Source organism: Pantoea sp. UYEF8, assembly GCF_040546285.1.
Taxonomy (GTDB): Bacteria; Pseudomonadota; Gammaproteobacteria; order Enterobacterales; family Enterobacteriaceae; genus Pantoea; species Pantoea brenneri.
Window position 1 is genome coordinate 341,372 of the sequence record NZ_JBEPNM010000001.1, and the last position, 25,517, is coordinate 366,888.

The window sequence follows — 25,517 nt, forward strand, 5'->3', positions numbered from 1 at the left end:
GAACACTCCCCTAAAAATGCCAGCCACCGACGCTGGCATTTTTCTTGTGGCCCGCGTTTAATCCGCCTTACCCTGCGCCAGCCCGATGACCCGGGCGAACATCTCGCGCATTAACAGCGGAATGGCATCCTGACCGCGTTCCGCCGCTGAGGTAGCCACTGCGATCGCCAGCTCAGGCTTCGAGCTCTGGTGAATCGCCCTGGTAATAATACGCCTGGCACTCATCCTCACGTTTAACGGCAGGTGCGCCATCTGCAGATAAACATCGCGAAAGCCCTGCTGGAAGAGGAAGTTTTCGATATCCAGCGCCGGCAGTTGTGTCAGATGCTGCTGCTCGCTATCGTGCGGCTGCAGCTGGCTGCGGGCGGCGGTGGCATATTTGTTGCCCGCCTCATCTCCGTCCGTCAGAACATGCCAGGCGATGCCCATCCGGCGGGCAAATTTCAGCAGTGGTTTGAGGCCAGACTGGGCAAACTCAATCACTTTTACCCCTTCGGCGGCAAAACTGTAGCCGCACTGCTGCGCCAGCTCATTGATGATCCAGACTTCGGTTTCACCCTCAACTAATAGCCAGCAACGGGCAAACAGCGCCACCGGTCGGTTGACGCGAATATGAAAGCCAATGCGGCGACTCTCTTCCGCGCTCAGGCCTTCCGGGCCGATGCGCCACGCCGCGACCCGTGACGGTTCACGCACCAGTCGGCAGACATTCTCAACCGGCACCTGCGACAACAGCTCCGCCGAGTTGGTGGTGGCAATTTTTTGCAGCGGCAGCAGCGACAGCATATTCCACGCCACCGACAGCATGATTGGATGCAGGCGGGTTTCCGGATCTTCAATCAGTAACAATGGACGGGCGTCAGGCGCCAGCGGCAGATCGCCCCGCGCCTGAATCAGCAGCGTAAACATCTGCAGCAGAATCAGTTGCCGGCTGCGCGAATCATTGCCAGCGATCAGCTGATTAAGCTGATCCAGCGCCTGCCATCCCCGATCGCCATGACGCTGTTGCGGATCGACCCGCCGGGCAACCGCGGCGGCTGGCTGCTGTACCAGAAAGTAATGCTCCATCAGTTGCTGCAGGGTTTTCAATCCCTGCCGCAAGACTTCATCACTCAGTTGCTGCGGGTGCCGTTCAAGATCGCGTGCCAGATCTTCCATTCCAGCCATCAGCTGAGGATGCAGGATCGGATCGTCCGGCGGCAGCTCATGCCGGGATCGTTTACTGAAACGCGCATCGCGCAGTCGCAATACCGGATGCCGTTGCAGCAGGCGTGCAATGGCCGCCGCGCAGTTGTCCTGTGTCAGCGGCTGAAGCTGGCGGTCGACAAAGCGCCGACTGGCACTGACCCCCTGCTGACGCCAGGTGGCACGCACGCTGTAATAGAGCCAGCGCGCGCCCTGTGCGTCACGCTGCCAGAACGGTGCCAGCAGCGCATCATCAGCGCTGCCATCATCGCGAAAGTGAAACACCACCGAGAGACGACGCATCGAATCCGTGACATCGCCCGGCGTAAAATGAAAGTCAGCCGGGGTAAAAACATACTCATCGTGATGCGGTGACAGCAGTAAACTCAGCGCATCAAGCAGGCTGGATTTACCCCAGGCATTCTCACCAATCAGCAGGTTGGTCTGGGTTAAAGGCAGGGAAAGCTGGTTGATGCCGCGAAAACCGCGAATGTCGATATGTTCCAGAATCATAGGGTTCCATCCTCTTGCTAAACGAAGCAGGGTTGCCGGACACCGACTGGTCAGGTCACGCGCGGCCGAGGGTTTACTCTACCGCGCTTTTTCGTTAGCGTGTCGCCACTTACTGCATGGATGGCCTTATTTTTTATGTACTCCGGACTTCTGATTATCCTGCTGCCGCTGATTACGGGCTGGCTGTTACCGTTCCGTCAAACCACCGTGCTGCGTCAGGTCAATCGCCTGCTGGGCTGGATGGTCTACGTGATCCTGTTCTTCATGGGCATCAGCCTGGCGTTTCTTGATAACCTCAGCAGCAATCTGGTTACCGTGTTTCACACCGCGCTGGTGACCGCGCTGTGCGTCCTGTTATGTAACCTGCTGGCGCTGCGCTGGCTGGAGAAGCGCGTGCCCTGGCAGCACAGCCATAAACAGGAAAAATTACCTTCACGGCTGCACATGGCGCTGGATTCACTCAAGCTGTGCGGCGTAGTGGTGATCGGGTTTGTGCTCGGCCTCACCCAATGGCCGTTACTGCATTATGCCGCTACCGCCAGTGAATATGCGCTGATTTTCCTGCTGTTTCTGGTTGGCATTCAGCTTCGTGGCAGCGGGATGACGCTGCGTCAGATCATTCTCAACCGACGGGGAATGTTGGTGGCCAGCGTGGTACTGGTCAGCGCGCTGGTCGGCGGAATGATCGCAGCGCTGGCGCTGGGCCTGCCGCTAAAAACCGGTCTGGCGTTAGCGAGCGGATTCGGCTGGTACTCGCTCTCAGGTATTCTGCTCACCGAAGCGTTTGGCCCGGTGATCGGCAGCGCCGCTTTCTTCAACGATCTGCTGCGCGAGCTGGTGGCGATTATGCTGATCCCGGCGCTCATCGCCCGCCATCGCTGCAGCGCCTTAGGCTTATGTGGTGCCACCTCAATGGACTTTACCCTGCCGGTGCTGCAGCGGGCCGGTGGCAATGAGATCGTGCCCGCCGCCATTGTGCACGGCTTTGTCATGAGCCTGCTGGCTCCGATTCTGATCGCCCTGTTCTCGGCCTGACCGGCGCGGGCAGCCTCCAGCGCATTTTTTCACGGCTGCTTTTCTGTTACGTCGTCTACGCTTCTTTTTTGCGGTTTTGGTCGCGCCATCGGTCTGGCGCACCCACAAAGGAGAATAAGATGAAACAAACCGTGGCGGCGCTGGTCGCTAAAACGCTTGAAAACGCCGGCGTCAAACGCATCTGGGGCGTTACCGGGGACTCATTAAATGGCCTGAGTGACAGTCTGAACCGCATGGGCACCATTGAATGGATGCCGACGCGCCACGAAGAAGTGGCGGCGTTTGCGGCAGGCGCGGAAGCGCATATCAGCGGTGAGCTGGCGGTCTGCGCCGGCTCCTGTGGGCCAGGCAATTTACACCTGATCAACGGATTGTTCGACTGTCATCGCAACCGCGTGCCGGTGCTGGCGATTGCGGCGCATATTCCGTCGAGCGAGATCGGCAGCGGCTATTTTCAGGAAACCCATCCGCAGGAGCTGTTCCGCGAATGCAGCCACTACTGCGAACTGGTATCCAATCCTGAGCAGCTGTCGCAGGTGCTGGGTATCGCCATGCGCAAAGCGATCCTCAATCGCGGCGTTTCGGTGGTCGTCCTGCCGGGCGATGTTGCACTTAAGCTAGCCCCCGAAAACGCTAACGCTGCGTGGTATCCGCCGCAGCTGCCGCAGGTTCTGCCACAGGCCGCTGAACTGGCCCAACTGGCTGAGACCCTGAATCAGGCCAGCAATATTACCCTGCTGTGCGGCAGCGGCTGCGCCGGTGCGCATCAGGAAGTGGTCAGGCTGGCGGAGACGCTGAAAGCGCCGATTGTCCATGCGCTGCGCGGTAAAGAGCACATCGAATATGACAATCCTTATGATGTCGGCATGACCGGGCTGATCGGCTTCTCTTCCGGCTTCCACGCCATGATGAATGCCGAAACGCTGGTGCTACTTGGCACCCAGTTTCCCTACCGCGCCTTCTATCCGGAAAAGGCCCGCATTATTCAGATCGATATCAATCCCGGCAGCCTCGGTTCGCACTGTCACGTTGATGAAGCTTATGTCGGCGACGTGAAAACCACACTGCAGGCACTGCTGCCGCAGCTGACCAGCAAAATCGACCGCAGTCATCTCGACAGCGCGCTGGAACACTATGTCGATGCGCGTAAAAGTCTTGACGAGCTGGCCCAGCCCAACGATAAACAGCCGATTCATCCGCAATATCTGGCGCAGCAGATCAGTCACTACGCCAGTGAAGACGCCATCTTCACCTGCGACGTCGGTACGCCGACGGTCTGGGCGGCGCGTTATCTGAAGATGAACGGCAAGCGCCGGCTGCTCGGCTCGTTTAACCACGGCTCAATGGCCAACGCGATGCCGCAGGCGCTGGGTGCCCAGTCAATTGACCGCAATCGCCAGGTGGTGGCACTGTGTGGGGATGGTGGATTCAGCATGCTGATGGGCGATTTTATCTCGCTGGCGCAGCTGAAAATGCCGGTCAAGCTGGTGATCTTCAACAACAGCGTGCTGGGTTTCGTGGCGATGGAGATGAAAGCTGGCGGCTACCTCACCGACGGCACCGAGCTGGACAACCCCGACTTTGCGGCCATCGCCGAAGCGTGCGGTATTAAAGGCATCCGGGTAGAAAAAGCATCAGAGCTGAACGGCGCGCTGGAGCAGGCGTTCGCCCATGACGGTCCGGTTCTGGTCGATGTCATCACTGCCAAAGAAGAACTGGCGATGCCGCCGCAAATTAAAATGGAGCAGGCCAAAGGCTTCAGCCTGTACATGCTGCGCGCCATTCTGAATGGACGCGGCGACGAAGTGGTAGAACTGGCGAAAACCAACTGGCTGCGGTAAAACAACAGCTTCACCCAGGCGGGCGCGATGCCCGCCTTTTTTTTCCGCCACGTTCAGGAGCTTCAGGTGATCGATTTACGCAGTGATACCGTGACCCGGCCCAGTGCCGCCATGTTAAGCGCCATGATGTCCGCCGAAACCGGTGATGATGTCTACCGTGATGATCCTACCGTTAACGCCCTTGAGGCAGAAGCGGCGTGCCTGAGCGGTAAAGCGGCTGCGCTGTTCTTCCCGACCGGTACCCAGGCCAACCTGGTGGCGTTGCTGAGCCACTGTGAGCGCGGTGATGAGTATATCGTCGATCAGCAGGCGCATAACTACAAATATGAAGCGGGCGGCGCGGCGGTGCTGGGCAGTATCCAGCCGCAGCCGATTCTGGCCGCTGGCGATGGCACGCTGCCGCTCAGCGACGTGGCCGCCGCCATCAAGCCTGATGATATTCACTTCGCCCGCACCCGCCTGCTGAGCCTGGAGAACACCCATCACGGCAAAGTATTGCCGATAAGTTATCTGGAACAGGCCTGGGCTTTTACCCGAGAGCGGCAGCTGGCACTGCATATTGATGGCGCACGCATCTTCAACGCGGTCGTCGCCCAGCAGACTACGCTGGCGGCGATCGCCCGCTACTGCGACAGCCTGACCATCTGCCTGTCAAAAGGTCTGGGTACGCCGGTCGGTTCCCTGCTGTGTGGTGATGCGACGCTGATTGAGCGGGCGCGCCGCTGGCGTAAAATGACCGGCGGCGGTATGCGTCAGGCCGGAATTCTGGCAGCGGCCGGGCTTTATGCCCTGCAGCATAACGTGACACGCCTGCAGCAGGATCACGATAATGCCGCCTGGCTGGGACAGCAACTGCATGAGCTTGGCGTGGAAGTGATTGATCAGCAAACCAATATGCTGTTTGTCCAGCTACCGGCCAACCAGGTTGAACCGCTAGCGGCGTGGATGAAAGCGCGCGACGTGCTGATCAGCGCCGGTCCCCGCACCCGACTGGTGACCCATCTGGATGCCGATCGCGCCGCGCTTGAGCAGGTGGTGGCCCACTGGAAAGCCTTTCTGCAGCAGTAATTTTTCCCGCTTACTGCGCCGCGCCATACTTTTCCAGCAGCGCGGCCGCTATCGCGGCAGTTTCGGCATCTGCGTTGCCGCGATAGTCTGCCGGCCGGAAATGCATCTGAAACGCTGCGATCACCGTCTGCTGCTCGCGCGCGCTCATCGCCCTATTCACCGGATAGCCGTAACGCTGTAAGCGATCGACGATTACTTCAGCCGGTACCGCCGCGTGCGGATCCTCACCGGCTAAGTAAAACGCTACCCGCCTGGCATCAGGCCAGGCACCCAATCCCCGCTGCGCCAGTTGCTGCCAAGGAAACAGCGGTCCGGGGTCCTGTTTACGCTGCGGGGCAATATCGCTGTGACCAACAATGTTTTCCGGCGCAATCGCGTAGCGCTGGCTGATATCACGCAGCAGCGCCTCCAGCGCAGTGATTTGCGCCGTGGTAAACGGCTGCCACTCGCGACCGGTCAGAGTACGGCGATAACCGCGATTCACCAGTTCGATGCCAATTGAGGTGTCGTTAATCCGGCTGGCTCCACGCCAGAAGCTCGGTCCGGCGTGCCAGGCGAGCTGCTGCTCCGGCACCAGTTGCCAGATGACGCCCTTACCGGCGCGCTGTGGCGGCTGCCGCGGGATCAGATAATGGGCGCTGACCTGTTGATCGGTCAGGGTTGCCAGCGAAGAGGAAAAATCTTCGGCGGTATAGTGAATCACAATCACTTTAACCCGTGGTCGCGCACCCTGGGCGGGATGCCGCAGGTCGGCCCAGTAGCCGGGACGGGATTCCACCCCGGACTGACAGCCCACCAGCATCAGCGCTGCGAGCAGCAACAGCAGGCGTTTCAACGAACGATTACCGCCGTCCCGCTGACGCTGACCATCAGCATACTGCTCTCTTTGCCGACCGTTTCGTAATCGATATCAATTCCGACAACCGCGTTAGCACCCAGCGCTTTGGCCTGCTCTTCCAGCTCTTTGAAGGCGATCTCACGCGCTTTGCGCAGCTCTTTTTCATAGGCGCCGGATCGGCCGCCGACGATATCGCGAATGCCGGCAAAAAAATCGCGGAAGATATTGGCACCGAGAATCGCTTCGCCGGTTACCACACCGCAATAATCCGTGATGCTGTGGCCTTCCAGCGTGGGGGTAGTTGAAAATTTCATCGTCTTCTCCTTGTTGAAAACCGGACTAAGGCTCTTTCGACTAAAAAGCACGGCTATACTCTATGCTAAAAAGGGCACCTTGCCAGAGAACAATAAGGAAATCGAGATGAGAAACAACGCGTTTGCGCTAATGATCCCCGCGGCCCTGCTGCTCAGCGCCTGTACCACCGTTGAGCCCGTGATTAAGGATAATGGCCCGCGTAGCGCGCCGTGCATCGAAGGCGGCCCTGACCAGGTTGCCCAACAGTTCTATGATCTGCGCGTTCAGCAGCCGACCCAGGGTCTGCCGGACAGCAACACGCTGGCAAAATATCGCCCTTACCTGAGCGATGCACTCTATCACTCACTGCAGGCCGCCAGCGGCAGTAACGCCGGCGCACAGTGGCGCAACGGCGATCTCTTCTCCAGCCTGTCACAGGGTCCGACCGCTGCCAGCGTAGCCGACGCTTCTACCATTCCTAACCGTGATGCGCGCAATATTCCGCTGCGGGTTGAACTGAGCCGCGACGGCAAGCAGTGGCAGGATGAAGTGCTGATGATCCACCAGGGCAGTTGCTGGGTAGTCGATGATGTTCGCTATATGGCGAACCCGGCACATGCCGAGGGTGGCAGCCTGAGTCAGATGCTTGAAAAATCGAAAAAATAATCACCCGTTCGGCGAGTGATAAAAAGCGCGAGGTACTGATACCCGCGCTTTTTTTGTTTCCGCTAGCCCGGCATTCGTCGGGTCATCCCGCCGGACAGCACATGATATTGTGCTAAGCTTTAGCGGTTTTTCCGGCTGTTTCATAAATTTTAACCCACCTCAATTGCATAACTATTCTGGTGACGTTAAAATCCGCGACACTAATAGCTATTCAAATCTGGCGCATGAGTATTCAACTAAACGCAATAAACTGCTTCTACGGTGCTCATCAGGCGCTGTTCGACATTAATCTTGAGTGTCCGCAAGGCGAGACACTGGTATTGCTGGGTCCCAGTGGTGCCGGTAAGAGTTCGTTGCTGCGGGTGCTGAATTTGCTGGAGCAACCCCGTTCAGGTCAGTTGCAGATCGCCGGTAATCATTTCGATTTCAGCCAGAAGCCGGCTGAGGCCGCGATCCGTGAACTGCGCCAGAACGTCGGAATGGTGTTCCAGCAATATAATCTCTGGCCGCATCTGACCGTGCTGCAGAACCTGATGGAAGCGCCCTGCCGGGTGCTGGGTCTGAGCAAGAGTGACGCGCGTGCCCGGGCAGACAAGCTGCTCGATCGTCTGCGTCTGACGCCCTACAGCGACCGTTTTCCGCTGCATCTCTCCGGCGGTCAGCAGCAGCGGGTGGCGATTGCCCGCGCCCTGATGATGGAGCCGCAGGTGCTGCTGTTTGATGAGCCGACCGCTGCGCTCGACCCGGAAATTACCGCTCAGATTGTCACCATTATTCGCGAACTGGCCCAGACCCGGATTACGCAGGTGATCGTTACCCATGAAGTGGAAGTGGCGCGTAAAACCGCCAGCCGCGTGGTCTACATGGAAAATGGTCACATTGTGGAACAGGGTGATGCCAGCCGCTTTACACAGCCGCAAACCGAGGCGTTTGCTCACTATCTTTCGCACTAAGTCAGGATGCTAACAATGAAAAAAGTCGTACTTGCTGCACTGCTTGCTGGTTTTAGCCTGAGCGCCACCGCGGCGCAGACCATTCGTTTCGCGACCGAAGCCTCTTACCCTCCGTTTGAGTTCGTCGATTCAGACAACAAGATTCAGGGCTTCGATGTCGATCTGGCGAATGCATTGTGTAAAGAGATTGATGCGACCTGTACTTTCACCAACCAGGCGTTCGATAGCCTGATCCCCAGCCTGAAATTCCGTCGCTTTGATGCGGTGATGGCCGGCATGGATATCACCCCTGAGCGTGAAAAACAGGTGCTGTTCAGCAAGCCTTACTACGACAACTCGGCGCTGTTCGTGGCGCAGAAAGGGAAAGTGGCCAGCATTGAGGCGCTGAAAGGCAAGCGCGTCGGCGTACAAAACGGCACCACTCACCAGAAATACCTGACCGAAAAGCACAGTGAAATCACTACCGTGCCGTACGACAGCTATCAGAATGCGGTGCTGGATCTGAAAAATGGCCGTATTGATGCGGTATTCGGCGATACGGCGGTGGTTAATGAGTGGCTGAAGCAGAACGCGACGCTGGCGCCAGTGGGCGAGAAAGTCACCGATAAAGCCTACTTTGGTACCGGTCTGGGCATTGCAGTGCGTACCGGCAATACCGATCTGCAAACCAAATTCAACGGTGCGCTGGATAAAATCAAAGCCGACGGCACCTATAAGACGCTCTACAGCAAATGGTTCCCGCAGTAATTTCTGATGAATGAAATGATCCCACTCGCAAGCGCCGCCGGCATGACCGTCGGCCTTGCCGTTTGTGCGCTTATCGCCGGCCTGGTGCTGGCGATGATTTTCGCTGGCTGGGAGTCGCTGCGCTGGAAACCGCTGGCGTGGATCGGCACCGGTCTGGTCACCCTGATCCGCGGTCTGCCGGAAATTCTGGTTGTGCTGTTTATCTACTTTGGCGCCTCTCAGCTGCTGCTGACCCTCTCCGACGGTTTCACCCTCAATTTCGGCCTGTTTCAGTTACCCATTCAGGTAGAAATTGAAAACTTCGACGTCAGTCCGTTCCTGTGCGGCGTGATTGCGCTGGCGATGCTGTATGCCGCCTACGCCTCACAAACCCTGCGCGGGGCGCTGAAAGCAGTGCCGATCGGCCAGTGGGAATCGGGTCAGGCGCTGGGAATGAAAAAATCGGCGATATTTCTGCGTCTGATTATGCCGCAGATGTGGCGGCATGCCCTGCCAGGACTCGGCAATCAGTGGCTGGTACTGCTAAAAGATACCGCACTGGTGTCGCTGATCAGCGTCAACGACCTGATGCTGCAAACCAAAAGTATCGCCACACGAACTCAGGAGCCGTTTACCTGGTTCCTGGTGGCTGCGGCTATCTATTTAGTGATCACCTTGTTCAGCCAGGCGGTATTGCGCCGCATTGAGCTGCGCACCACCCGATTTGAACGGGGGAACAGCTGATGCTGGCGTATCTGCCCGAATTACTGAAAGGATTACACACCAGCCTGACGCTGACCGCGGCCTCGCTGGTGCTGGCGCTGCTGCTGGCGCTGCTGTTCACCGTGGTGCTGTCGCTGAAAACGCCGGTGCTTAATCCGCTGGTAAAAGGCTTTATCACATTGTTTACCGGCACGCCGCTGCTGGTGCAGATCTTCCTGATCTATTACGGTCCGGGACAGTTTCCCTCGATCCAGCAGATCCCCTGGCTGTGGCACCTGCTGTCGCAGCCGTGGCTGTGCGCCATGCTGGCGCTGTCGCTCAACAGCGCGGCTTACACCACCCAACTTTTTTACGGCGCGGTGCGGGCTATTCCGTCCGGTCAGTGGCAAGCCTGCGCTGCACTCGGCATGAACCGCAAAGATACGCTGCGTATTCTGCTGCCTTATGCATTTAAGCGCGCCCTCTCCTCTTACTCCAATGAGGTGGTGCTGGTGTTTAAAGGCACCTCGCTGGCCTATACCATTACCCTGATGGAAGTGATGGGCCACGGTCAGCTGCTCTACGGTCGCACCTATGATGTCACGGTGTATGCCGCCGCCGGGCTGGTTTATCTGTGTGTTAACGGGGTGCTGACGCTGATGATGCGGCTGATCGAGAAACGCGCACTGGCCTTTGAACACCGTAACTGATGGTCAGGCGAGCCCGCTCGCCTGATACGCCTGGACAATCACAACGATTGCATAAAAATTCATTATCTGGCAGGGTAAGCAGCTCTCAGAGTAGTGAACAGGTTGTGATTACAGGAGTCGTATAATGAAAAAATGGATTGTTGCCGCCACGCTGGCTTCGCTGGCCCTCAGCGCCCAGGCCGCTGATAAAATTCGCTTCGCCGCCTCGGCGACTTATCCGCCGTTTGAATCGCTGAATCGTGAAAATCAGCTGGTCGGTTTCGACATCGATCTGGCGAAGGCGCTTTGCCAGCAGATGAAGGCCGACTGCACCTTCACCAACAATGCGTTCGACAGCCTGATCCCTTCGCTGAAGTTCCGCCGCTATGACGCGGTTATTTCCGGTATGGACATCACCGCCGAACGCAGCAAGCAGGTCGATTTTACCCAGCCCTACTACGCCAACTCCGCAATCGTGATCGCCCGCAAAGGCCAGTTCAGTGATTTTGCCGCCCTGAAGGGCAAGCGTCTTGGTGTCGAGAACGGCACCACCCATCAGAAATACCTGCAGGAAAAACATCCTGAGGTGACGGTGGTGGCGTATGACAGCTATCAGAATGCGATTCTGGATATGAAGAATGGGCGTCTGGATGGGGTGTTTGGTGACAGCGCCGTGGTGAATCAGTGGCTGAAGACCAACAGCGATCTGGCAACCGTCGGCGAGCACGTTACCGATGCAGACTACTTCGGCACCGGCCTCGGCATTGCGGTGCGCAAAGGCAACACCGAATTACGCGATCGCTTTAATCATGCCCTCGCCGAACTGAAAGCCAATGGCCGCTGGCAGCAGATTAACCAGCAGTGGTTCCCTGAGTAAATGCAGATGCGGGCTCAGTGTCTGAGCCCGTCTTACGCTTAGCGCGGCTGGCGGGTTAACAACGCCAGCACTTCAAAATGGGCGGTGTGCGGGAACATATCAAACAGCTGCACCTTGCTAATCTGATAATCATTCAGCCGGGCTACGTCTTCTGCCAGCGTCTGTGGGTTACAGCTGGAATAGAGCAGATAATCGGGTGCCATCTGACTAAGAAAATCACACAGTTCAGCGCCAATGCCGCGTCGCGGTGGGTTAACCAGCACCAGCTGTGGCACCGCGTCCCGGCCGGTGGCAAATTCGGTCGAGTCCAGCGCAGCAAACTGCACTTTTTCCAGTCCCATCATCTGCGCTGAACGCTGGGCGCATTTAATCGCCTCGGCGCTGATTTCAATGCCGGTCAGCGTCATCTCTGGCGTGGCGCAGTGCAGGCCAAATCCCCCGACGCCGCAGAACAGATCCCACATGCTGGTGACCGGCAGCTGCTGCACCCATTGCCGGGCGGTGGCGTAAAGCGTGCTGGCAACCTGTGGATTGGTCTGGAAGAAACTTTGCGGACGGATCCACAGCGGCACGCCGTTAAAATTTTCGGCCAGCGACTGCGCTGGCGTCAGCGCAATCTCCTGCTCCCCTTCCAGAATCGCCATATGTACCGGCTGAATATTGGCGGAGATCACCGTCAATTGTGGCAACTGCTGTTGCAGCTCCGGCAGTGCCGCGCGCAGTTGCGCCAGCTTGGTGGTCGAACGCAACACAAAACGCAGCATCATGCCGCCCTGACTACTGCCGGTCAGCAACAGATATTTCAGCTCGCCCCGTTTGCGCGCCACGTTGTATGGCGTCAGCCCGGCGCGGGCGATAAACGGCCGCAGCGCAGCAAACACCGGCTGAAAACTGGCTGGATAGAGCGGGCAGTCGCACAGATCAACCGCCTCGCCATTGCGCTGAACCATGCCGAACACCGGACGCTCCACGCTACCGCTGACCACCATCTTGGCTTTATTACGAAACGCCTGCTGCGGCGAGGTGATCGGTGGCAACCACTGCGCCACCGGCCGATCGGCCAGCAGCTGTTCCAGCCATGACTGTTTGTCAGTCAGCTGTTGGGTATAGGGTTTTTCCAGCCACTGGCAGGAGCGGCAACGGTTAGCGTCATAGAGCGCGCAATGCATGGGAAAGCCTGTATTCACGGTGGAGAGGTCGGGCGGAGCGCGATTGTATCATCGCTTGCTGAAAAATGCGCGACTGCTGAGCGGCAGAAACAGCAGCAGCAGCACCAGCAGATCCGGCAGCTTTTGCAGCAGGGTGTGATGGACGATCTGGACATTATTCGCGCCATCAATGCTGAATATCTCCGGATAGATCCAGCCCATGGAGGCCATCAGCATATAACCCAGCACAATCACCTGGGTGGCGACATAGCCCCAGCGTCCCCGGTTGCTGCCGCGCATCAGGGTAAAGGCGCAGCGCAGTTCGAACAGGAAGATCAGCTGGCTGGCGACAAAGATAAAGGTTGAGTCCCAGGCCTGGGCGCTGCGGTGGACAAAGTTGGCGAGCTCGCTGTAGCCAAGCTCATTTGCCAGCATCAGCACGCTCAGGCAGCGCGTCGCGATAATGGCAATGCCCGCCACGGTGACCGGAACCGGTGCCTCGGTCAACGTGCGGCTGCTTTTAAGGATTTCTGACATAGTCCGTGACTCCACCTGATCAAAAAACGGGCCGGTAAAACCAGCCCGTTGTTATAGTGGCAAATGTTACGGATTTCAGCCACGTTTAGCTTTCTGAATATCGCTTAAACGTTGTTTTTCTTCATGTGCCATCACCCGCCAGGCGATAAAACCGACTAAACCGACCACGAACAGGATCAGTGAGGCGAGCGCGTTGATTTCCGGATTGACGCCACGCCGCACGGTGGCAAAAATCGCCATCGGCAAGGTGGTCGCGCCAGGGCCGGTCACAAAGCTGGAAATCACCAGATCGTCGAGAGACAGCGTAAACGCCAGCAGCCAGCCGGTGACGATAGCCGGAGCAATCATCGGCACGGTAATCACGAAGAACACTTTGAGCGGCGTTGCGCCCAGATCCATCGCGGCCTCTTCAATCGAGCGGTCCAGTTCGCGCAGGCGCGAGTTGATCACCACGGCGACATAGGCGGTACAGAACGTGACGTGCGCCAGCCAGATGGTCAGCATACCGCGCTCGCTCGGCCAGCCAAAGGCGTTGCCCATCGCCACAAACAGCAGCAGCAGCGACAGCCCGGTGATCACGTCGGGCATCACCAGCGGTGCGGTCAGCATAAACGCAAAGCCGTTATGGCCACGGAAACGGCCGAAGCGCACGATAATCACCGCCGCCAGGGTTCCCAGCACCACCGCCATGGTGGCGGAGAGCGCGGCGATACTCAGACTCAGCATCACCGCGTCAATCATCGCGCTATCCTGAAACAGCACCCGGTACCAGTGGAAGGAGAAGCTGTCCCATACCGTCACCAGCTGTGAGCTGTTGAAGGAGTAAACCACCAGCAGCAGCATCGGCGCATAGAGGAACAGGAAACAGCAGACCAGAATCCCGGTACGCCAGGGCGAGCGAATGGTCGGCAAATTGTTCATGCCTTCTCCCCCATCTCACGGTTTTGATGCTTATGGAACCAGATGATCGGCAGAATCAGGATCAGCAGGATAATGACCGCCAGCGCCGACGCGACCGGCCAGTCACGGTTATTAAAGAACTCCTGCCACAGAATACGGCCAATCATAATGCTGTCCGGACCCCCGAGCAGTTCCGGGATCACGTACTCACCGACTGCCGGAATAAACACCAGCATCGAACCGGCGATTATCCCCCCTTTGGTAAGCGGAACGATCACGCTGAAAAAGGTTTTCAGCGGACGCGCGCCCAGATCCAGCGACGCTTCAACCAGCGAGTAGTCGATACGCGTCAGCGCGGTGTAGATCGGCAGCACCATAAACGGCAGATAGCAGTAAACGATGCCGATATAGACCGCGGTATTGGTGTAAAGGATCACCAGCGGATGATCAATCACGCCCAGCCACAGCAGAAAACGGTTGAGGATACCGTTATTGTTCAGCAGCCCCATCCAGGCGTAGACCCGCACCAGAAAGGAGGTCCACGACGGCAGGATCACCAGCAGCAGCAGGATAGTGCGCATCGACGGCTTGCTGTGCGCCACCGCCCAGGCCAGCGGATAGCCCACCAGCAGGCAAATCACCGTCGAGATGGCCGCCACTTTCAGCGACTGCAGATAGGCGTCGACGTAGAGAGGATCGTCGGTCAGCGTCAGGTAATTGGCAAAGTTCAGCACAATACTGAACTGATCGTCCGCCCAGCTGACCAGTTCGGTATAGGGTGGAATGGCGCGCGCAATGTCAGCGAAGCTGATCTTTAGCACCGTCAGGAACGGCAGCAGGAAGAACAGCACCAGCCAGACATAGGGTAAAGCGATCACCAGTTTGCGGCCGTGCTGCATTTTAATTCGCGTGGCCCAGCGTTGCAGCGGCGTGCCGACCAGCCGGGCCGGCGCTTTGCTGCGTTGGAAAATCTGGCTCATGGCGCCTCCTTAAACCGTCAACACCACGCAGCTGTCGCTCTCCCAACAGAGGCGGACTTCATCGCCCCAGGTCGGCAACCCTTTGCGGTAGCGATGCGCGTTTTGCAACTGTGCGCTGATCATCTGTCCGCTGTGCAGACGGACATGGAAAATCGACAGGTCACCGAGATAGGCGATATGCACCACTTCACCGACGGCAAAGTTGCAGCCATCGGCTGGCACCTCATCGCACAGCATCACTTTTTCGGGACGCAGCGCGACGTGAACCGGCAGGTTATCCACCACCGAGACATCGGAGTCGACCTTCAGCGGGTGCATCAGCCCCGGGCTGTCGATAACCAGACCATCCGCCTGACGTTCGCGCAGCAGCCCTTCAAACACGTTCACCGAGCCGATGAATTCGGCACTGTAGCGGCTGGTCGGATGCTCGTAGATCTCTTCCGGCTCGCCAATCTGCACGAACTTGCCGCGATTCATGATGGCAATGCGGCCCGCCATGGTCATCGCCTCTTCCTGATCGTGGGTAACCATGACGCAGGTTGCGCCCACCCGCTCGAGGATATCAACCACCTCCAGCTGCATGCGATCGCGCAGCTTCTTGTCCAGCGCGCCCATCGGTTCATCCAGCAGCAGCAGCTTAGGCCGTTTCGCCAGGCTACGCGCCAGCGCCACACGCTGACGCTGACCGCCGGAGAGCTGATGCGGCTTACGCCTGGCAAACTCCTGCATATGCACCAGCGCCAGCATTTCCGCCACCCGACTGGTGATTTCGCCCTTCGGCAACTTATCCTGCTTCAGACCAAAGGCGATATTCTGCTCCACCGTCATGTGCGGAAACAGCGCGTAAGACTGGAACATCATATTGATTGGCCGCTGATAAGGGGCGACGTGCGACAGATCCTGGCCATCCAGCACAATCTGGCCGCTGGTCGGCGGCTCGAAACCCGCCAGCATCCGCAACAGCGTGGATTTGCCACAGCCCGACGCGCCCAGCAGGGCAAAAATCTCGCCTTTGTATATGGTCAGACTGACATCATCGACAGCATGCTGTCCGTCGAACGATTTTGTCAGATTGCGAATTTCCAGCAGCGGCGTTAACGCCTTTGCGGTTTTATTTTGAGGACGGGGAATGGCATCGTTCACTAACGTATCTCTCCGGAGCCAGGCGGAACATCGCGGCAAAATCCGCCGCTAAAAATGGCACAACAGAGGCCGACACTGCGCCTCTGTTGCTGATGAGTAATCAGTCAATCCGTTCAGAACGAATTACTTACCACTTTTTACTTTAGTCCATGCACGGGTACGCACACGATCCAGTTTCGGATCCTGAACTTTGAGCACGAACAATTTCGACATCGCTTCTGGCGTCGGGAAGATGCCTGGGTTGTTGCGGACGTCAGCATTGATCAGCGGTAGCGAAGCTTTATTGCCGTTGGCGTAGTTCATCTTGTTCGAGACATCCGCGATCACTTTTGGATCCATGATGTAGTTCAGCCAGGCGTAGGCACCATCAAGATTCTTCGCGTCTTTCGGAATTGCCATCATGTCGAAGAAGGCCAGAGCGCCCTCTTTCGGCACGCTGTAACCGAGATGCACGCCATTTTTGGCTTCATCGGCCCGGTTTTTCGCCTGCAGAATGTCACCTGACCAGCCAATCGCCACACAAATATTGCCGTTAGCCAGATCGTTGATGTACTGCGACGAATGGAAATAACGAATGTTCGGACGCAGTTTCAACAGCAGATCGGTGGCCGCGCCTGAATACTCTTTGGCGTCAGAACTGTTCGGATCTTTACCCAGATAGTTGAGCACGGTAGCGAAAATTTCTTCCGGCGCATCAAGGAAAGAGACGCCACAGCTTTTCAGCTTCTCCAGATTTTCTGGCTTCATCACCAGATCCCAGCTGTTAACCGGTGCATCTGCGCCGAGTACCGCTTTGACTTTATCGATGTTGTAGCCGATACCGGTAGTGCCCCACAGGTAAGGAATGGCGTATTTGTTGCCCGGATCGTGCTGCGCCACTTTTTCCATCAGCGCCGGATCGAGGTTTTTATAGTTAGGCAGTTTGCTCTTATCCAGCGGCTGGAACACGCCGGATTGCAGCTGACGCGCCAGGAAGCTGGAGGATGGCACCACCACGTCATAGCCGGTGCTGCCAGCCATCAGTTTGCCTTCCAGCACTTCATTGGAGTCAAACACGTCGTAGACCACTTTGATGCCGGACTGCTTTTCAAAGTTCGGCACGGTATCTGGCGAGATATAATCAGACCAGTTATAAACGTGCAGCGTTTTATCTTCCGCCATGGTGCTGGCAGACGCGGCCATCAGCACGCCAGCTACCACACCTGACAACCATTTCTGACGTTGGTTGAACATGTTTTCCATCCTCCTGAGCGGGTCATCACAACGCTGCAAACCAGTGATCCATACGTTGCGTTCTGTGTGTAAGGTCAGTGACACAATGAATCATTATTCAGCGGAAGTGTAATAGCAAAAACCATTAGCTGTGGCGCAGTTACGCGGCTGTCACAGCCCCGCAAGAATAGCCCCCCGACTCAGACTGCACCAGACCTCAGCGTAAAAAACGCCTAAAAGCGATATTTTATGCATGTTTAAGCTATGAGGTTCGGCTTTACTGGCATAAAGAACGACAAATATCTGGCACTAAAGGGCAAAGTGCAGAATAAAAAATTATAGCTATCCGGTGCGACGGACATAAAAAAAGCCGTCACAGGGACGGCTTAACGGGCAATCGGGTCTGATCAGTGCAGCACGGAGTGCACGCTGGTCACCGGCACATGCTCTTCCTCTTCACCAATCATCAGCAGATTGTTAGCAAACGCCTCAAGGATCACCATTGAGATCTGCTCTTCACTCTGTTTCATAAAGTGAGAGAACTGACCAAAGGTTAACCCTGCGGTGATGGTCATTGACTGACAGACAATCAGCTTCGGCAGGTTATCATCCTGAATGTCGATGAACGCTTTCACCGTCAGCGAACTGGCATTAATTTGCGACAGGTCGCCTACCAAAGGAATCAGCGCCGTGGGCTTCACTTCAGCCAGCGCCGAAAACAGAATGACGTTGTCGACCAGATCGATTTTGGCGTCAAACACCCCGTCGAAGTTTTGCATATGCGGCAGATGTAGTGCCTGACAGGCATCGCATTCGAACCAGGTGATATTTTGCTGATCCAGCCAGCGACGCAACAGGTCGATATCCGGAACGACAAGAGAATCCATCGTAAAATCCCATGGGGTGATAAACAGGCGACTTAGCTTACGGAAAAATGCGCGTCGATGCCACGAAAACCGCTGAAAAGCGCGTGTCAGCCCGCGGTTTTAGGACGGAGCCCGGGGATAGCCTGCTGCTCAATCCAGCCAATCATCAGCCCGGCAATGTCCAGACCGCTGCTGGTTTCGATCCCTTCGAGACCCGGCGAGGCATTGACCTCCATCACCAGCGGACCCCGAGCGGCACGCAGGATATCGACCCCGGCGACGTCCAGCCCCAGCGTGGTCGCCGCTTTGACGGCAATCTGCCGCTCCTGCTCAGTGATAGTGACCGGATACGCCTTGCCGCCACGGTGCAGATTGGAGCGAAAGTCGCCCTCTTTTGCCACCCGCTCAATCGCCGCCACGACCTGATTGCCAATCACCAGACAGCGAATATCACGGCCGCCCGCCTCTTTGATGAACTCCTGCACCAGAATATGGGCATTCAGACCGCGAAACGCATCGATAACGCTTTCCGCCGCCTGGCGCGTTTCGGCCAGCACTACGCCGATGCCCTGGGTGCCTTCCACCAGTTTGACCACCAGCGGCGCGCCGCCGACCATGGCGATCAGATCCTCGGTATCGTCCGGCGAGGAAGCAAAGCCGGTGACCGGCATATCGATTCCCTCGCGCGCCAGCAGCTGCAGCGATCGCAGCTTGTCACGTGCGCGGGTGATCGCCGCCGACTCATTCAGCGGGTAACTGCCGCTCATCTCAAACTGACGCAGCACCGCCGTACCGTAAAAGGTGGTCAGAGAGCCGATGCGCGGAATGACCGCATCAAAGTGGCCGAGCGGTTCACCGCAGTAGTGCACGGCGGGCGAGGCGGGATTGATGTTCATGTAGCAGGAGAGCGGATCGATGATTTGCACCTGATGGCCACGGCCTTCGGCCGCCTCACGCAGCCGCCGGCTGGAGTAAAGCGTTTCATCGCGCGACAGAATGGCTATTTTCATCGTCCGTTCTCCGCCGTTAGCTTAGCGCGTTGCCCAGCCCTGCTGATGCAGATAATCCAGCATAAACGGGCGCGTTTCTTTGATAATCAGACGCTGAATCAGTTCGCTCCAGGTTTCGCTGCGCTGGTTGCTGTCACGATGCTGATAGTAAAGCTCGGTGCGGCTGTCATAGTCCGCCAGTACCGCCGGATCGAGCGGCTGGTAGCGGTTTTCATGCACCAGCATTGCGTGCGGCATGCGCGGTTTCACATCCGGGCGGGTTTCAGGATGGCCCAGGCAAAAACCAAACAGCGGCAACACAAATTTTGGCAGGCCGAGCAGAGTGGTTACCTCGGCGATGTTGTTACGGATACCGCCAATGAACACCCCACCCAGATCCAGCGATTCGGCCGCCACCATGGCATTCTGCGCCATCAGCGCGGTATCGACACAGCCGAGCAGCAGCTGTTCAGCGCGGCCCAGCTGGGCATCCGGACAGATCTGCAGGTGACGATTAAAGTCAGCGCAGAACACCCAGAACTCGGGTGCATCTGCCACCCACGACTGACCGCCGGTCAGGGTGACCAACTGGTCGCGCAGCGCACGGTCAGTGATACGAATAATAGAAGAGCACTGTAAAAAACTGGATGTGGACGCCGATTGCGCCGCATTAATAATCGCTTCACGCTGCGCCTCGCTGACGGGCTGGTCGGTGAAGGCGCGAACAGAGCGGTGGCTGCACAGTAAATCAATGGTCGGTGTCATAAAGTCTCCAGCAACATTATCTTTTTTTGTCAGTGTGATTAAACAACTGCGGCGCGATCGCTTTTGCGGTGCGCCACATTAATAGCCAGGCGGCGGGCAGCATCAAAACAATACCCGCGATAAACAGCCCGGTCGCCAGCGTCCTGACGTCCAGCGTGCCGGGCGCGGGCAGCCAGCGGTTCACCAGCAGCAGTGCGGCCAGAATCATCAGGCCGCCAAGCGCTTCCAGCACCAACACGGTGCGGGGTAATCTGGCGACATTCTGCATCGTCCTCTCCTGCCTTAGCCGGTTATTGAGCGTCAATTATGGTTAACAACCCGCAAATTGCCCACCGTTCAGGGTGAGCCACGGACAGAAAAAACGCCGCCCGGCTGATAACAAGGTTCCAGCCGCTATAGGTGGCGGGCATCAGACTAACAGGCAAATCCTGCTTCCTTTAAGCGATACGAGCGGGCATCATGATTGCCATTCTCAGTTTTATTGTGTGATGTAGATCACGCACCACGCTGCAAGGAGTTCTTCATGATTGCTGTAATTTTTGGTCGTCCGGGCTGCCCATATTGTGTCCGTGCTAAAGAGCTGGCGGATAAACTCACTGCTGAGCGTGATGATTTTAGCTATCAGTATGTGGATATTCAGGCAGAAGGCATTACTAAAGCCGATCTGGAAGCCAGCGCCGGTAAGCCAGTCACCACCGTGCCGCAGATTTTCCTGGATGATAAACACGTCGGCGGCTACACCGAATTCGCCGCATGGACCAAAGAAAACCTGGGCTTTGTCGCTTAATTAGCGGCTGCAGGCTGGGTAATGAAAAAGGCGAGACGCGGTTACCGGTCTCGCCTTTTTGCTGGGCAGCGTCTGACTGTTTCTCAGCCCCGGCCCTTTATGCCGGGCCGGGGCCGCTTTAGTTCAGCGAGGCCATCACTATCTGCATCAGGCGCACCAACAGCGCACCGCAGCCAGCCCAGAACATGGCGCTCACGCTCCAGGCGACCACAAACAGCCCGCTGGCATGGACCAGCAGCGTATTATTTAACAGCAGCACGGCCACCAGGGTGCCCCACAGCGCCATCAGTAAGGTACTTTTTAACGGACTTTCCACCTGCATCAAGGCCATCACGATACCAGGCAGCATAAACAGCAGCAGTTCAGGCTGACCATGCAACGGGCCAGGACCGGTTTGCCAGAAGTGGCAGGTAAAAACAAACACCAGACTATAAAGCACCACCCCACACAGGCGGATCGTCCAGAGATAAGAACGCTGCGGCATAACACCTCACTGACTAAAAATTACCCGGATAAAACTTGCCTGTATCCCTGCTGCGTTCAGGTGGAAATAAAAAGAAACAGTTCGTTTTGATAACGAATGAAATTAGCCAATGGCTGAGGAAGATTTTTCTGATTAGAATAGCCGCCGTTACACCGGTCGCATTTGCAACACTGATACAACGCACCCCCGACGGCTTGCTCAAGATAGCGAAAAACAAGCCTCTCTTCAACAGGTTACACGTAAACAAGAAGTTAAACAGTGAATATTAACGTCGCAGAATTGTTAAGTGGAAATGACGTTTTGTTATTATTTGTCGTTTTGGCGCTCGGGCTCTGCCTGGGGAAATTGCGTCTTGGCTCGGTTCAGCTGGGAAATTCGATCGGCGTATTAGTGGTTTCCCTGTTATTAGGCCAGCAGCACTTTACGATCAATACCGACGCATTAAGTCTCGGCTTTATGCTGTTTATTTTTTGTGTTGGCGTCGAGGCCGGTCCCAACTTTTTCTCGATATTCTTTCGCGACGGCAAAAACTATTTCATGCTCGCTATCGTGATGGTGGTCAGCGCGCTGATTATGGCACTGGGGCTCGGTAAGCTGTTTGGCTGGGATATCGGCCTGACGGCGGGCATGCTGGCGGGCTCAATGACCTCAACGCCGGTGCTGGTCGGTGCCGGCGATACGCTACGGCAAAGTATCAGCGACAGCAAACAGCTGGGATTGATGCAGGATCAGCTCAGTCTCGGCTATGCCGTGACCTATCTGATTGGCCTGGTCAGCCTGATCTTTGGCGCGCGTTACCTGCCGCGCCTGCAGCATCAGGATCTGCCCACCTGCGCGCAGCAGATCGCTCGCGAGCGCGGGCTGGATGCTGACAGCCAGCGCAAGGTGTTTTTACCGGTGATCCGTGCTTACCGCGTCGGCCCGGAACTGGTGGCGTGGAGCGGCGGCAAAAACCTGCGTGAACTCGGTATCTATCGCCAGACCGGCTGCTACATTGAGCGCATCCGCCGTAACGGTATTCTCGCCAGCCCGGATGGCGATGCGGTACTGCAACTCGGCGACGACATCTCCCTGGTCGGTTATCCCGATGCGCACGCCCGTCTCGACCCCAGCTTCCGTAACGGCAAAGAGGTGTTTGACCGCGATCTGCTGGATATGCGAATTGTGACCGAAGAGATTGTGGTGAAAAACCACAATGCAGTGAACAAACGGCTCAGCAAGCTTAATCTCACCGATCATGGCTGCTTCCTTAACCGGGTGATTCGCAGCCAGATTGAGATGCCGATTGACGACAGCATCATGCTGAATAAAGGCGATGTATTGCAGGTCAGCGGCGAAGCGCGACGGGTTAAAAGCGTGGCGGATCGCATTGGCTTTATCGCTATCCATAGCCAGATGACCGACCTGCTGGCCTTCTGCGCCTTCTTCATCGTCGGCCTGATGATTGGTCTGATTACCTTTCAGTTCAGCAACTTTAGTTTTGGCCTCGGTAACGCTGCCGGCCTGCTGTTTGCCGGCATTATGCTCGGCTTCCTGCGCGCCAACCATCCGACCTTTGGCTACATCCCTCAGGGCGCACTCACCATGGTGAAAGAGTTCGGGCTGATGGTGTTTATGGCCGGCGTGGGGCTGAGCGCTGGCAGCGGTATCAATCACGGCGTCAGCAGTGAGGGTGCGCTGATGCTGCTGTGTGGACTACTGGTCAGCCTGATCCCGGTGATTATCTGCTATCTGTTTGGTGCCTACGTACTGCGAATGAACCGCGCGTTACTGTTTGGGGCCATCATGGGCGCCCGCACCTGCGCGCCGGCGATGGAGATTATCAGTGACACCGCGCGCAGCAATATTCCGGCGCTGGGCTACGCCGGAACTTACGCCATTGCTAACGTGCTGTTGACGCTGGCGGGTACGCTGATCGTGATTATCTGGCCGCTTTTGCCCTTATAAAATTTTTTTGTATACGTCCAGAACTTTTTTGTTAAGGGGTAGTCTGAATAAGTGCCACTGCTTTTCTTTGAAATCCCCAAATTGTGGAGCCCGCTGGTCTTTTTCCCGGCGGGTTTTTTTATGCCCTTTTTTCCGCCATGACGCCCCCACTCCGGATTAAAGCGCGGCTGTCCGGCTGTCAAACTTAAACAGTCAGGCAACCCGTGAGCAGATTAAGAGCCTTGCTATGGACGAAACCCAGGGTAAAAAGCAGGATAGTGCGCCGGTGCTGTTAGCAATTTGTGCTGAATATTTTGGTTAGCGCGTTGTCGCTGACGTTTGATTTGCCGCTGTAGTCAGTCTGTGTCTGCCCGTGCGGGTAGCGTAGCCGTTGACTGGCGGCCTGTTTGCAGAGGAATGTCCCCTATAATGGAAGAGTTAAACCGCTCATTGTTTATCGCCATCAATGCCACGCCTGCGTCACCCGCCTGGCTGCTGCAACTGGCAACCTTTATCGCCAAAGATCTGATTGCCATCGTGCCGCTGTTAATCGTCGCGCTGTGGCTGTGGGGACCACGCGACCAGGTCTCTTCACAGCGGGTGCTGGTGCTAAAAACCGGCATGGCTTTACTGTATGCGCTGGCGATTTCCTGGTGTGTCGGCCAGCTGTTACCGCACCCTCGCCCGTTCGCGATTGGACTCGGCCATCAGTTCCTGCACCACGCAGCGGATGATTCCTACCCCAGCGATCACGGCACCACTATCTTCACCTTTGCGCTGGCCTTTATTTTCTGGCATCGCCTGTGGTCAGGGGTGATTCTGATGCTGGCCGGTATCGCCATCGCCTGGTCGCGCATCTACCTTGGCGTCCACTGGCCAATGGATATGCTGGGCGGTTTCCTGGTTGGCTTACTGAGCTGTCTGGCCTCCCATCTGGCCTGGCAGATCTACGGCGAGCGGATGCTGGCGGTGATTAATCCGCTCTACCGATCGCTGTTTGCCCTGCCGATTCGTAAAGGCTGGACTCAGGATTAAAAAGAAGGGACGCCGCGGCGTCCCTTCTTTTTATCAGAATTATGAGAACCACTTCCCGAACCAGCCGTTGAATTTCATCATTACGAAATCCACCATCCGGCTGAAGAAGCCTCCTTCCGGCACCTCCTGTAATACCACCAGCGAACGCTGGTCGACGGTTTTGCCATCCAGCTGGAAATCAATGGTGCCCACCACCTGATTCTTCTTCAGTGGCGCTTCGAGCTGCGGCGAATTGAGCTTAAAGCTCGCCTTCAGATTTTTCATCTGCCCTTTCGGGATGGTCAGCGCGGCATCTTTCGACACGCCAAGGTTGACCTGACTCTTATCGCCAAACCAGACCCGCTGCTGCGCAAACGGCGCGTCGGCCTTAATCGGCGTCACGGTTTCATAGAAGCGGAAGCCCCAGGTGAGCAATTTTTCGCTTTCGCGGAAGCGAATCGCATCGCTGGCAGTACCCAGCACTACCGAAATCAGTCGCATATCGCCTTCGGTTGCCGAGGCCACCAGGTTATTACCGGCACCGGAGGTGTGGCCGGTTTTGACGCCATCTACCTTAAGATTGGTGCTCCACAGCAGACGGTTACGGTTCATCTGGCGGATTTTATTGAAGGTGAACTCTTTCTCTTTATTCAGCGCATACTCTTCCGGTACGTCGCGAATCAGCGCCTGGGCAATTAACGCCATATCCCGCGCCGTGCTGTACTGTCCCTCAGCATCCAGCCCGTGAACCGTCATAAAGTGGGTGTTCTGTAACCCCAGCGCTTTAACGTAGTTGTTCATCAGGCCGATAAACGAGTCCTGGCTGCCCGCCACGTAATCCGCCAGCGCAATACAGGCGTCGTTACCGGACTGGATCACAATGCCCTTGTTCAGCTCATGGACCGGAATACGGTCACCCGGTTTTAAAAACATCAGCGACGAACCGCGCAGCTTAGGGTTGCCGGTCGCCCAGGCATCCTGCCCTACCGTAACCAGATCGTCCGGCTTAATTTTGCCGGCTTTGATCGCCTGACCCACCACGTAGCTGGTCATCATTTTGGTCAGACTGGCGGGATCGAGACGCTGATCGGCGTTCGACTCGGCCAGCACTTTGCCGCTGGCATAATCCATCAGTATCCAGGCTTTGGCATCAATGCCAGGCGCGGCAGGTGCCTGTTCAGCAAAAGCGCCGATCGGGGCGATAAGAAGTAAAGAGGTGGCAGCGAGTAGCCGCAGGCGAGAAGCAACGCGAGTGTTTGTCATGGGCTTGACCGGATTGTCCTTGTTAAATCGGGATTCTGGAGGCAGAAAACCTCCACTCAGAACGCTAACCGTTGGAGGCAGCGAAAAAAACCGCCGAATCGTAAAGTTTTTTAGAG

At 56.8% G+C, this 25,517-nt stretch carries 27 protein-coding genes; 12 read left to right on the forward strand and 15 right to left on the reverse strand.

Annotated elements, in window-relative coordinates; all coding sequences use genetic code 11:
- Positions 1 to 57 precede the first annotated feature (57 nt).
- Positions 58 to 1,698, reverse strand: a complete 1,641-nt coding sequence (locus ABIB18_RS01685) for a DUF2813 domain-containing protein (protein ID WP_279809376.1) — start codon at positions 1,696 to 1,698, stop codon at positions 58 to 60.
- A gap of 135 nt (positions 1,699 to 1,833) precedes the next feature.
- Here ABIB18_RS01685 and ABIB18_RS01690 point away from each other — a divergent pair, with 135 nt between their 5' ends.
- From ABIB18_RS01690 to ltaE, 3 genes are all read left to right on the forward strand, one after another.
- Positions 1,834 to 2,733 (forward strand): LysO family transporter, encoded by a 900-nt coding sequence (locus ABIB18_RS01690; protein ID WP_354473560.1) that lies wholly within the window; start codon positions 1,834 to 1,836, stop codon positions 2,731 to 2,733.
- 119 nt (positions 2,734 to 2,852) lie between these two features.
- On the forward strand, positions 2,853 to 4,574 hold the full coding sequence (poxB, locus tag ABIB18_RS01695; RefSeq protein WP_354473561.1) for a ubiquinone-dependent pyruvate dehydrogenase: 1,722 nt from the start codon (positions 2,853 to 2,855) through the stop codon (positions 4,572 to 4,574).
- Between the two features lie 66 nt (positions 4,575 to 4,640).
- Complete coding sequence (gene ltaE / locus ABIB18_RS01700; RefSeq protein WP_354473678.1) at positions 4,641 to 5,642, forward strand: low-specificity L-threonine aldolase; 1,002 nt, start codon at positions 4,641 to 4,643, stop codon at positions 5,640 to 5,642.
- A gap of 10 nt (positions 5,643 to 5,652) precedes the next feature.
- Here the strand turns inward: ltaE and ABIB18_RS01705 are convergent, their stop codons facing one another.
- Positions 5,653 to 6,477, reverse strand: coding sequence for an N-acetylmuramoyl-L-alanine amidase (locus ABIB18_RS01705; protein ID WP_094106245.1), 825 nt, complete (start codon positions 6,475 to 6,477; stop codon positions 5,653 to 5,655).
- On the reverse strand, positions 6,474 to 6,794 hold the full coding sequence (locus ABIB18_RS01710; protein ID WP_031376991.1) for a heavy metal-binding domain-containing protein: 321 nt from the start codon (positions 6,792 to 6,794) through the stop codon (positions 6,474 to 6,476). The genes ABIB18_RS01705 and ABIB18_RS01710 overlap by 4 nt, the downstream gene beginning before the upstream one ends.
- A gap of 106 nt (positions 6,795 to 6,900) precedes the next feature.
- Here ABIB18_RS01710 and ABIB18_RS01715 point away from each other — a divergent pair, with 106 nt between their 5' ends.
- The 6 genes from ABIB18_RS01715 to ABIB18_RS01740 all read left to right on the forward strand — a co-directional run bounded on the left by ABIB18_RS01715 (position 6,901) and on the right by ABIB18_RS01740 (position 11,387).
- Positions 6,901 to 7,440: a lipoprotein gene (locus tag ABIB18_RS01715; RefSeq protein WP_031376992.1), complete on the forward strand. Its 540-nt coding sequence runs from the start codon at positions 6,901 to 6,903 to the stop codon at positions 7,438 to 7,440.
- Positions 7,441 to 7,664: 224 nt separating this feature from the next.
- The gene (gene artP, locus ABIB18_RS01720) at positions 7,665 to 8,393 is read left to right on the forward strand and encodes an arginine ABC transporter ATP-binding protein ArtP (protein ID WP_069728086.1); all 729 of its coding nucleotides are present in this window, start codon (positions 7,665 to 7,667) and stop codon (positions 8,391 to 8,393) included.
- 15 nt (positions 8,394 to 8,408) lie between these two features.
- Positions 8,409 to 9,140: an arginine ABC transporter substrate-binding protein gene (artJ, locus tag ABIB18_RS01725; protein ID WP_089561102.1), complete on the forward strand. Its 732-nt coding sequence runs from the start codon at positions 8,409 to 8,411 to the stop codon at positions 9,138 to 9,140.
- 6 nt (positions 9,141 to 9,146) lie between these two features.
- Positions 9,147 to 9,863, forward strand: coding sequence for an arginine ABC transporter permease ArtQ (gene artQ, locus ABIB18_RS01730; protein WP_046288421.1), 717 nt, complete (start codon positions 9,147 to 9,149; stop codon positions 9,861 to 9,863).
- Positions 9,863 to 10,531, forward strand: a complete 669-nt coding sequence (artM, locus tag ABIB18_RS01735; RefSeq protein WP_354473562.1) for an arginine ABC transporter permease ArtM — start codon at positions 9,863 to 9,865, stop codon at positions 10,529 to 10,531. Before artQ ends, artM begins: the two co-directional genes overlap by 1 nt.
- A gap of 124 nt (positions 10,532 to 10,655) precedes the next feature.
- Positions 10,656 to 11,387, forward strand: coding sequence for an arginine ABC transporter substrate-binding protein (locus ABIB18_RS01740; RefSeq protein ID WP_031376996.1), 732 nt, complete (start codon positions 10,656 to 10,658; stop codon positions 11,385 to 11,387).
- Positions 11,388 to 11,425: 38 nt separating this feature from the next.
- Here ABIB18_RS01740 and rlmC read toward each other — a convergent pair whose 3' ends face one another.
- The 10 genes from rlmC to ABIB18_RS01790 form a co-directional block, all read right to left on the reverse strand.
- A complete protein-coding gene (rlmC, locus tag ABIB18_RS01745; RefSeq protein WP_031376997.1) occupies positions 11,426 to 12,556 on the reverse strand; it encodes a 23S rRNA (uracil(747)-C(5))-methyltransferase RlmC in 1,131 nt (376 codons plus the stop codon).
- Between the two features lie 48 nt (positions 12,557 to 12,604).
- Entirely contained in the window at positions 12,605 to 13,072 is a 468-nt protein-coding gene (locus tag ABIB18_RS01750) for a YbjO family protein (RefSeq protein ID WP_031376998.1), read from the reverse strand.
- Between the two features lie 75 nt (positions 13,073 to 13,147).
- Positions 13,148 to 13,993, reverse strand: a complete 846-nt coding sequence (potI, locus tag ABIB18_RS01755) for a putrescine ABC transporter permease PotI (RefSeq protein WP_031376999.1) — start codon at positions 13,991 to 13,993, stop codon at positions 13,148 to 13,150.
- Complete coding sequence (gene potH / locus ABIB18_RS01760; RefSeq protein WP_031377000.1) at positions 13,990 to 14,952, reverse strand: putrescine ABC transporter permease PotH; 963 nt, start codon at positions 14,950 to 14,952, stop codon at positions 13,990 to 13,992. Before potH ends, potI begins: the two co-directional genes overlap by 4 nt.
- 9 nt (positions 14,953 to 14,961) lie before the next feature.
- Complete coding sequence (potG, locus tag ABIB18_RS01765) at positions 14,962 to 16,095, reverse strand: putrescine ABC transporter ATP-binding subunit PotG (protein ID WP_031377001.1); 1,134 nt, start codon at positions 16,093 to 16,095, stop codon at positions 14,962 to 14,964.
- Between the two features lie 123 nt (positions 16,096 to 16,218).
- The gene (gene potF, locus ABIB18_RS01770) at positions 16,219 to 17,328 is read right to left on the reverse strand and encodes a spermidine/putrescine ABC transporter substrate-binding protein PotF (protein WP_031377002.1); all 1,110 of its coding nucleotides are present in this window, start codon (positions 17,326 to 17,328) and stop codon (positions 16,219 to 16,221) included.
- A gap of 386 nt (positions 17,329 to 17,714) precedes the next feature.
- A complete protein-coding gene (locus ABIB18_RS01775) occupies positions 17,715 to 18,194 on the reverse strand; it encodes a YbjN domain-containing protein (protein WP_031377003.1) in 480 nt (159 codons plus the stop codon).
- Between the two features lie 86 nt (positions 18,195 to 18,280).
- Complete coding sequence (gene rimK / locus ABIB18_RS01780) at positions 18,281 to 19,183, reverse strand: 30S ribosomal protein S6--L-glutamate ligase (protein ID WP_046288422.1); 903 nt, start codon at positions 19,181 to 19,183, stop codon at positions 18,281 to 18,283.
- 21 nt (positions 19,184 to 19,204) lie between these two features.
- Positions 19,205 to 19,927 (reverse strand): oxygen-insensitive NADPH nitroreductase, encoded by a 723-nt coding sequence (nfsA, locus tag ABIB18_RS01785; RefSeq protein WP_031377004.1) that lies wholly within the window; start codon positions 19,925 to 19,927, stop codon positions 19,205 to 19,207.
- Between the two features lie 16 nt (positions 19,928 to 19,943).
- Positions 19,944 to 20,195: a DUF1418 family protein gene (locus ABIB18_RS01790; RefSeq protein ID WP_159223734.1), complete on the reverse strand. Its 252-nt coding sequence runs from the start codon at positions 20,193 to 20,195 to the stop codon at positions 19,944 to 19,946.
- A gap of 255 nt (positions 20,196 to 20,450) precedes the next feature.
- Between ABIB18_RS01790 and ABIB18_RS01795 the strand changes: the two genes are divergently transcribed.
- Positions 20,451 to 20,714, forward strand: coding sequence for a GrxA family glutaredoxin (locus ABIB18_RS01795; RefSeq protein ID WP_031377006.1), 264 nt, complete (start codon positions 20,451 to 20,453; stop codon positions 20,712 to 20,714).
- 118 nt (positions 20,715 to 20,832) lie between these two features.
- Here ABIB18_RS01795 and ybjM read toward each other — a convergent pair whose 3' ends face one another.
- Positions 20,833 to 21,198, reverse strand: a complete 366-nt coding sequence (gene ybjM / locus ABIB18_RS01800; protein WP_046288423.1) for an inner membrane protein YbjM — start codon at positions 21,196 to 21,198, stop codon at positions 20,833 to 20,835.
- A gap of 258 nt (positions 21,199 to 21,456) precedes the next feature.
- On the opposite strand from ybjM, the gene ABIB18_RS01805 reads away from it, so the two are divergent.
- Both ABIB18_RS01805 and ybjG read left to right on the forward strand, forming a co-directional pair.
- Positions 21,457 to 23,145 carry an aspartate:alanine antiporter gene (locus tag ABIB18_RS01805; RefSeq protein ID WP_046288424.1) on the forward strand — a complete coding sequence of 563 codons (1,689 nt, stop codon included), beginning with the start codon at positions 21,457 to 21,459 and terminating at the stop codon, positions 23,143 to 23,145.
- 408 nt (positions 23,146 to 23,553) lie between these two features.
- A complete protein-coding gene (gene ybjG / locus ABIB18_RS01810) occupies positions 23,554 to 24,159 on the forward strand; it encodes an undecaprenyl-diphosphate phosphatase (protein ID WP_031377009.1) in 606 nt (201 codons plus the stop codon).
- Between the two features lie 39 nt (positions 24,160 to 24,198).
- Here ybjG and ABIB18_RS01815 read toward each other — a convergent pair whose 3' ends face one another.
- Positions 24,199 to 25,401, reverse strand: a complete 1,203-nt coding sequence (locus tag ABIB18_RS01815; protein WP_354473563.1) for a serine hydrolase — start codon at positions 25,399 to 25,401, stop codon at positions 24,199 to 24,201.
- Positions 25,402 to 25,517 lie beyond the last annotated feature (116 nt).

Bases quoted from the DNA above. Each gene is read 5' to 3' on its own strand.
- nfsA (WP_031377004.1), bottom strand. From the start codon at position 19,927: ATGACACCGACCATTGATTTACTGTGCAGCCACCGCTCTGTTCGCGCC.
- ybjG (WP_031377009.1), top strand. From the start codon at position 23,554: ATGGAAGAGTTAAACCGCTCATTGTTTATCGCCATCAATGCCACGCCT.
- poxB (WP_354473561.1), top strand. From the start codon at position 2,853: ATGAAACAAACCGTGGCGGCGCTGGTCGCTAAAACGCTTGAAAACGCC.
- ABIB18_RS01685 (WP_279809376.1), bottom strand. From the start codon at position 1,698: ATGATTCTGGAACATATCGACATTCGCGGTTTTCGCGGCATCAACCAG.
- artP (WP_069728086.1), top strand. From the start codon at position 7,665: ATGAGTATTCAACTAAACGCAATAAACTGCTTCTACGGTGCTCATCAG.
- rimK (WP_046288422.1), bottom strand. From the start codon at position 19,183: ATGAAAATAGCCATTCTGTCGCGCGATGAAACGCTTTACTCCAGCCGG.
- artM (WP_354473562.1), top strand. From the start codon at position 9,863: ATGCTGGCGTATCTGCCCGAATTACTGAAAGGATTACACACCAGCCTG.
- ABIB18_RS01690 (WP_354473560.1), top strand. From the start codon at position 1,834: ATGTACTCCGGACTTCTGATTATCCTGCTGCCGCTGATTACGGGCTGG.
- potH (WP_031377000.1), bottom strand. From the start codon at position 14,952: ATGAGCCAGATTTTCCAACGCAGCAAAGCGCCGGCCCGGCTGGTCGGC.
- rlmC (WP_031376997.1), bottom strand. From the start codon at position 12,556: ATGCATTGCGCGCTCTATGACGCTAACCGTTGCCGCTCCTGCCAGTGG.
- ybjM (WP_046288423.1), bottom strand. From the start codon at position 21,198: ATGCCGCAGCGTTCTTATCTCTGGACGATCCGCCTGTGTGGGGTGGTG.
- potI (WP_031376999.1), bottom strand. From the start codon at position 13,993: ATGAACAATTTGCCGACCATTCGCTCGCCCTGGCGTACCGGGATTCTG.
- ABIB18_RS01740 (WP_031376996.1), top strand. From the start codon at position 10,656: ATGAAAAAATGGATTGTTGCCGCCACGCTGGCTTCGCTGGCCCTCAGC.
- ABIB18_RS01715 (WP_031376992.1), top strand. From the start codon at position 6,901: ATGAGAAACAACGCGTTTGCGCTAATGATCCCCGCGGCCCTGCTGCTC.
- potF (WP_031377002.1), bottom strand. From the start codon at position 17,328: ATGTTCAACCAACGTCAGAAATGGTTGTCAGGTGTGGTAGCTGGCGTG.
- ABIB18_RS01710 (WP_031376991.1), bottom strand. From the start codon at position 6,794: ATGAAATTTTCAACTACCCCCACGCTGGAAGGCCACAGCATCACGGAT.
- ABIB18_RS01790 (WP_159223734.1), bottom strand. From the start codon at position 20,195: ATGCAGAATGTCGCCAGATTACCCCGCACCGTGTTGGTGCTGGAAGCG.
- ABIB18_RS01775 (WP_031377003.1), bottom strand. From the start codon at position 18,194: ATGGATTCTCTTGTCGTTCCGGATATCGACCTGTTGCGTCGCTGGCTG.
- ABIB18_RS01750 (WP_031376998.1), bottom strand. From the start codon at position 13,072: ATGTCAGAAATCCTTAAAAGCAGCCGCACGTTGACCGAGGCACCGGTT.
- ABIB18_RS01795 (WP_031377006.1), top strand. From the start codon at position 20,451: ATGATTGCTGTAATTTTTGGTCGTCCGGGCTGCCCATATTGTGTCCGT.
- artQ (WP_046288421.1), top strand. From the start codon at position 9,147: ATGAATGAAATGATCCCACTCGCAAGCGCCGCCGGCATGACCGTCGGC.
- ABIB18_RS01815 (WP_354473563.1), bottom strand. From the start codon at position 25,401: ATGACAAACACTCGCGTTGCTTCTCGCCTGCGGCTACTCGCTGCCACC.
- artJ (WP_089561102.1), top strand. From the start codon at position 8,409: ATGAAAAAAGTCGTACTTGCTGCACTGCTTGCTGGTTTTAGCCTGAGC.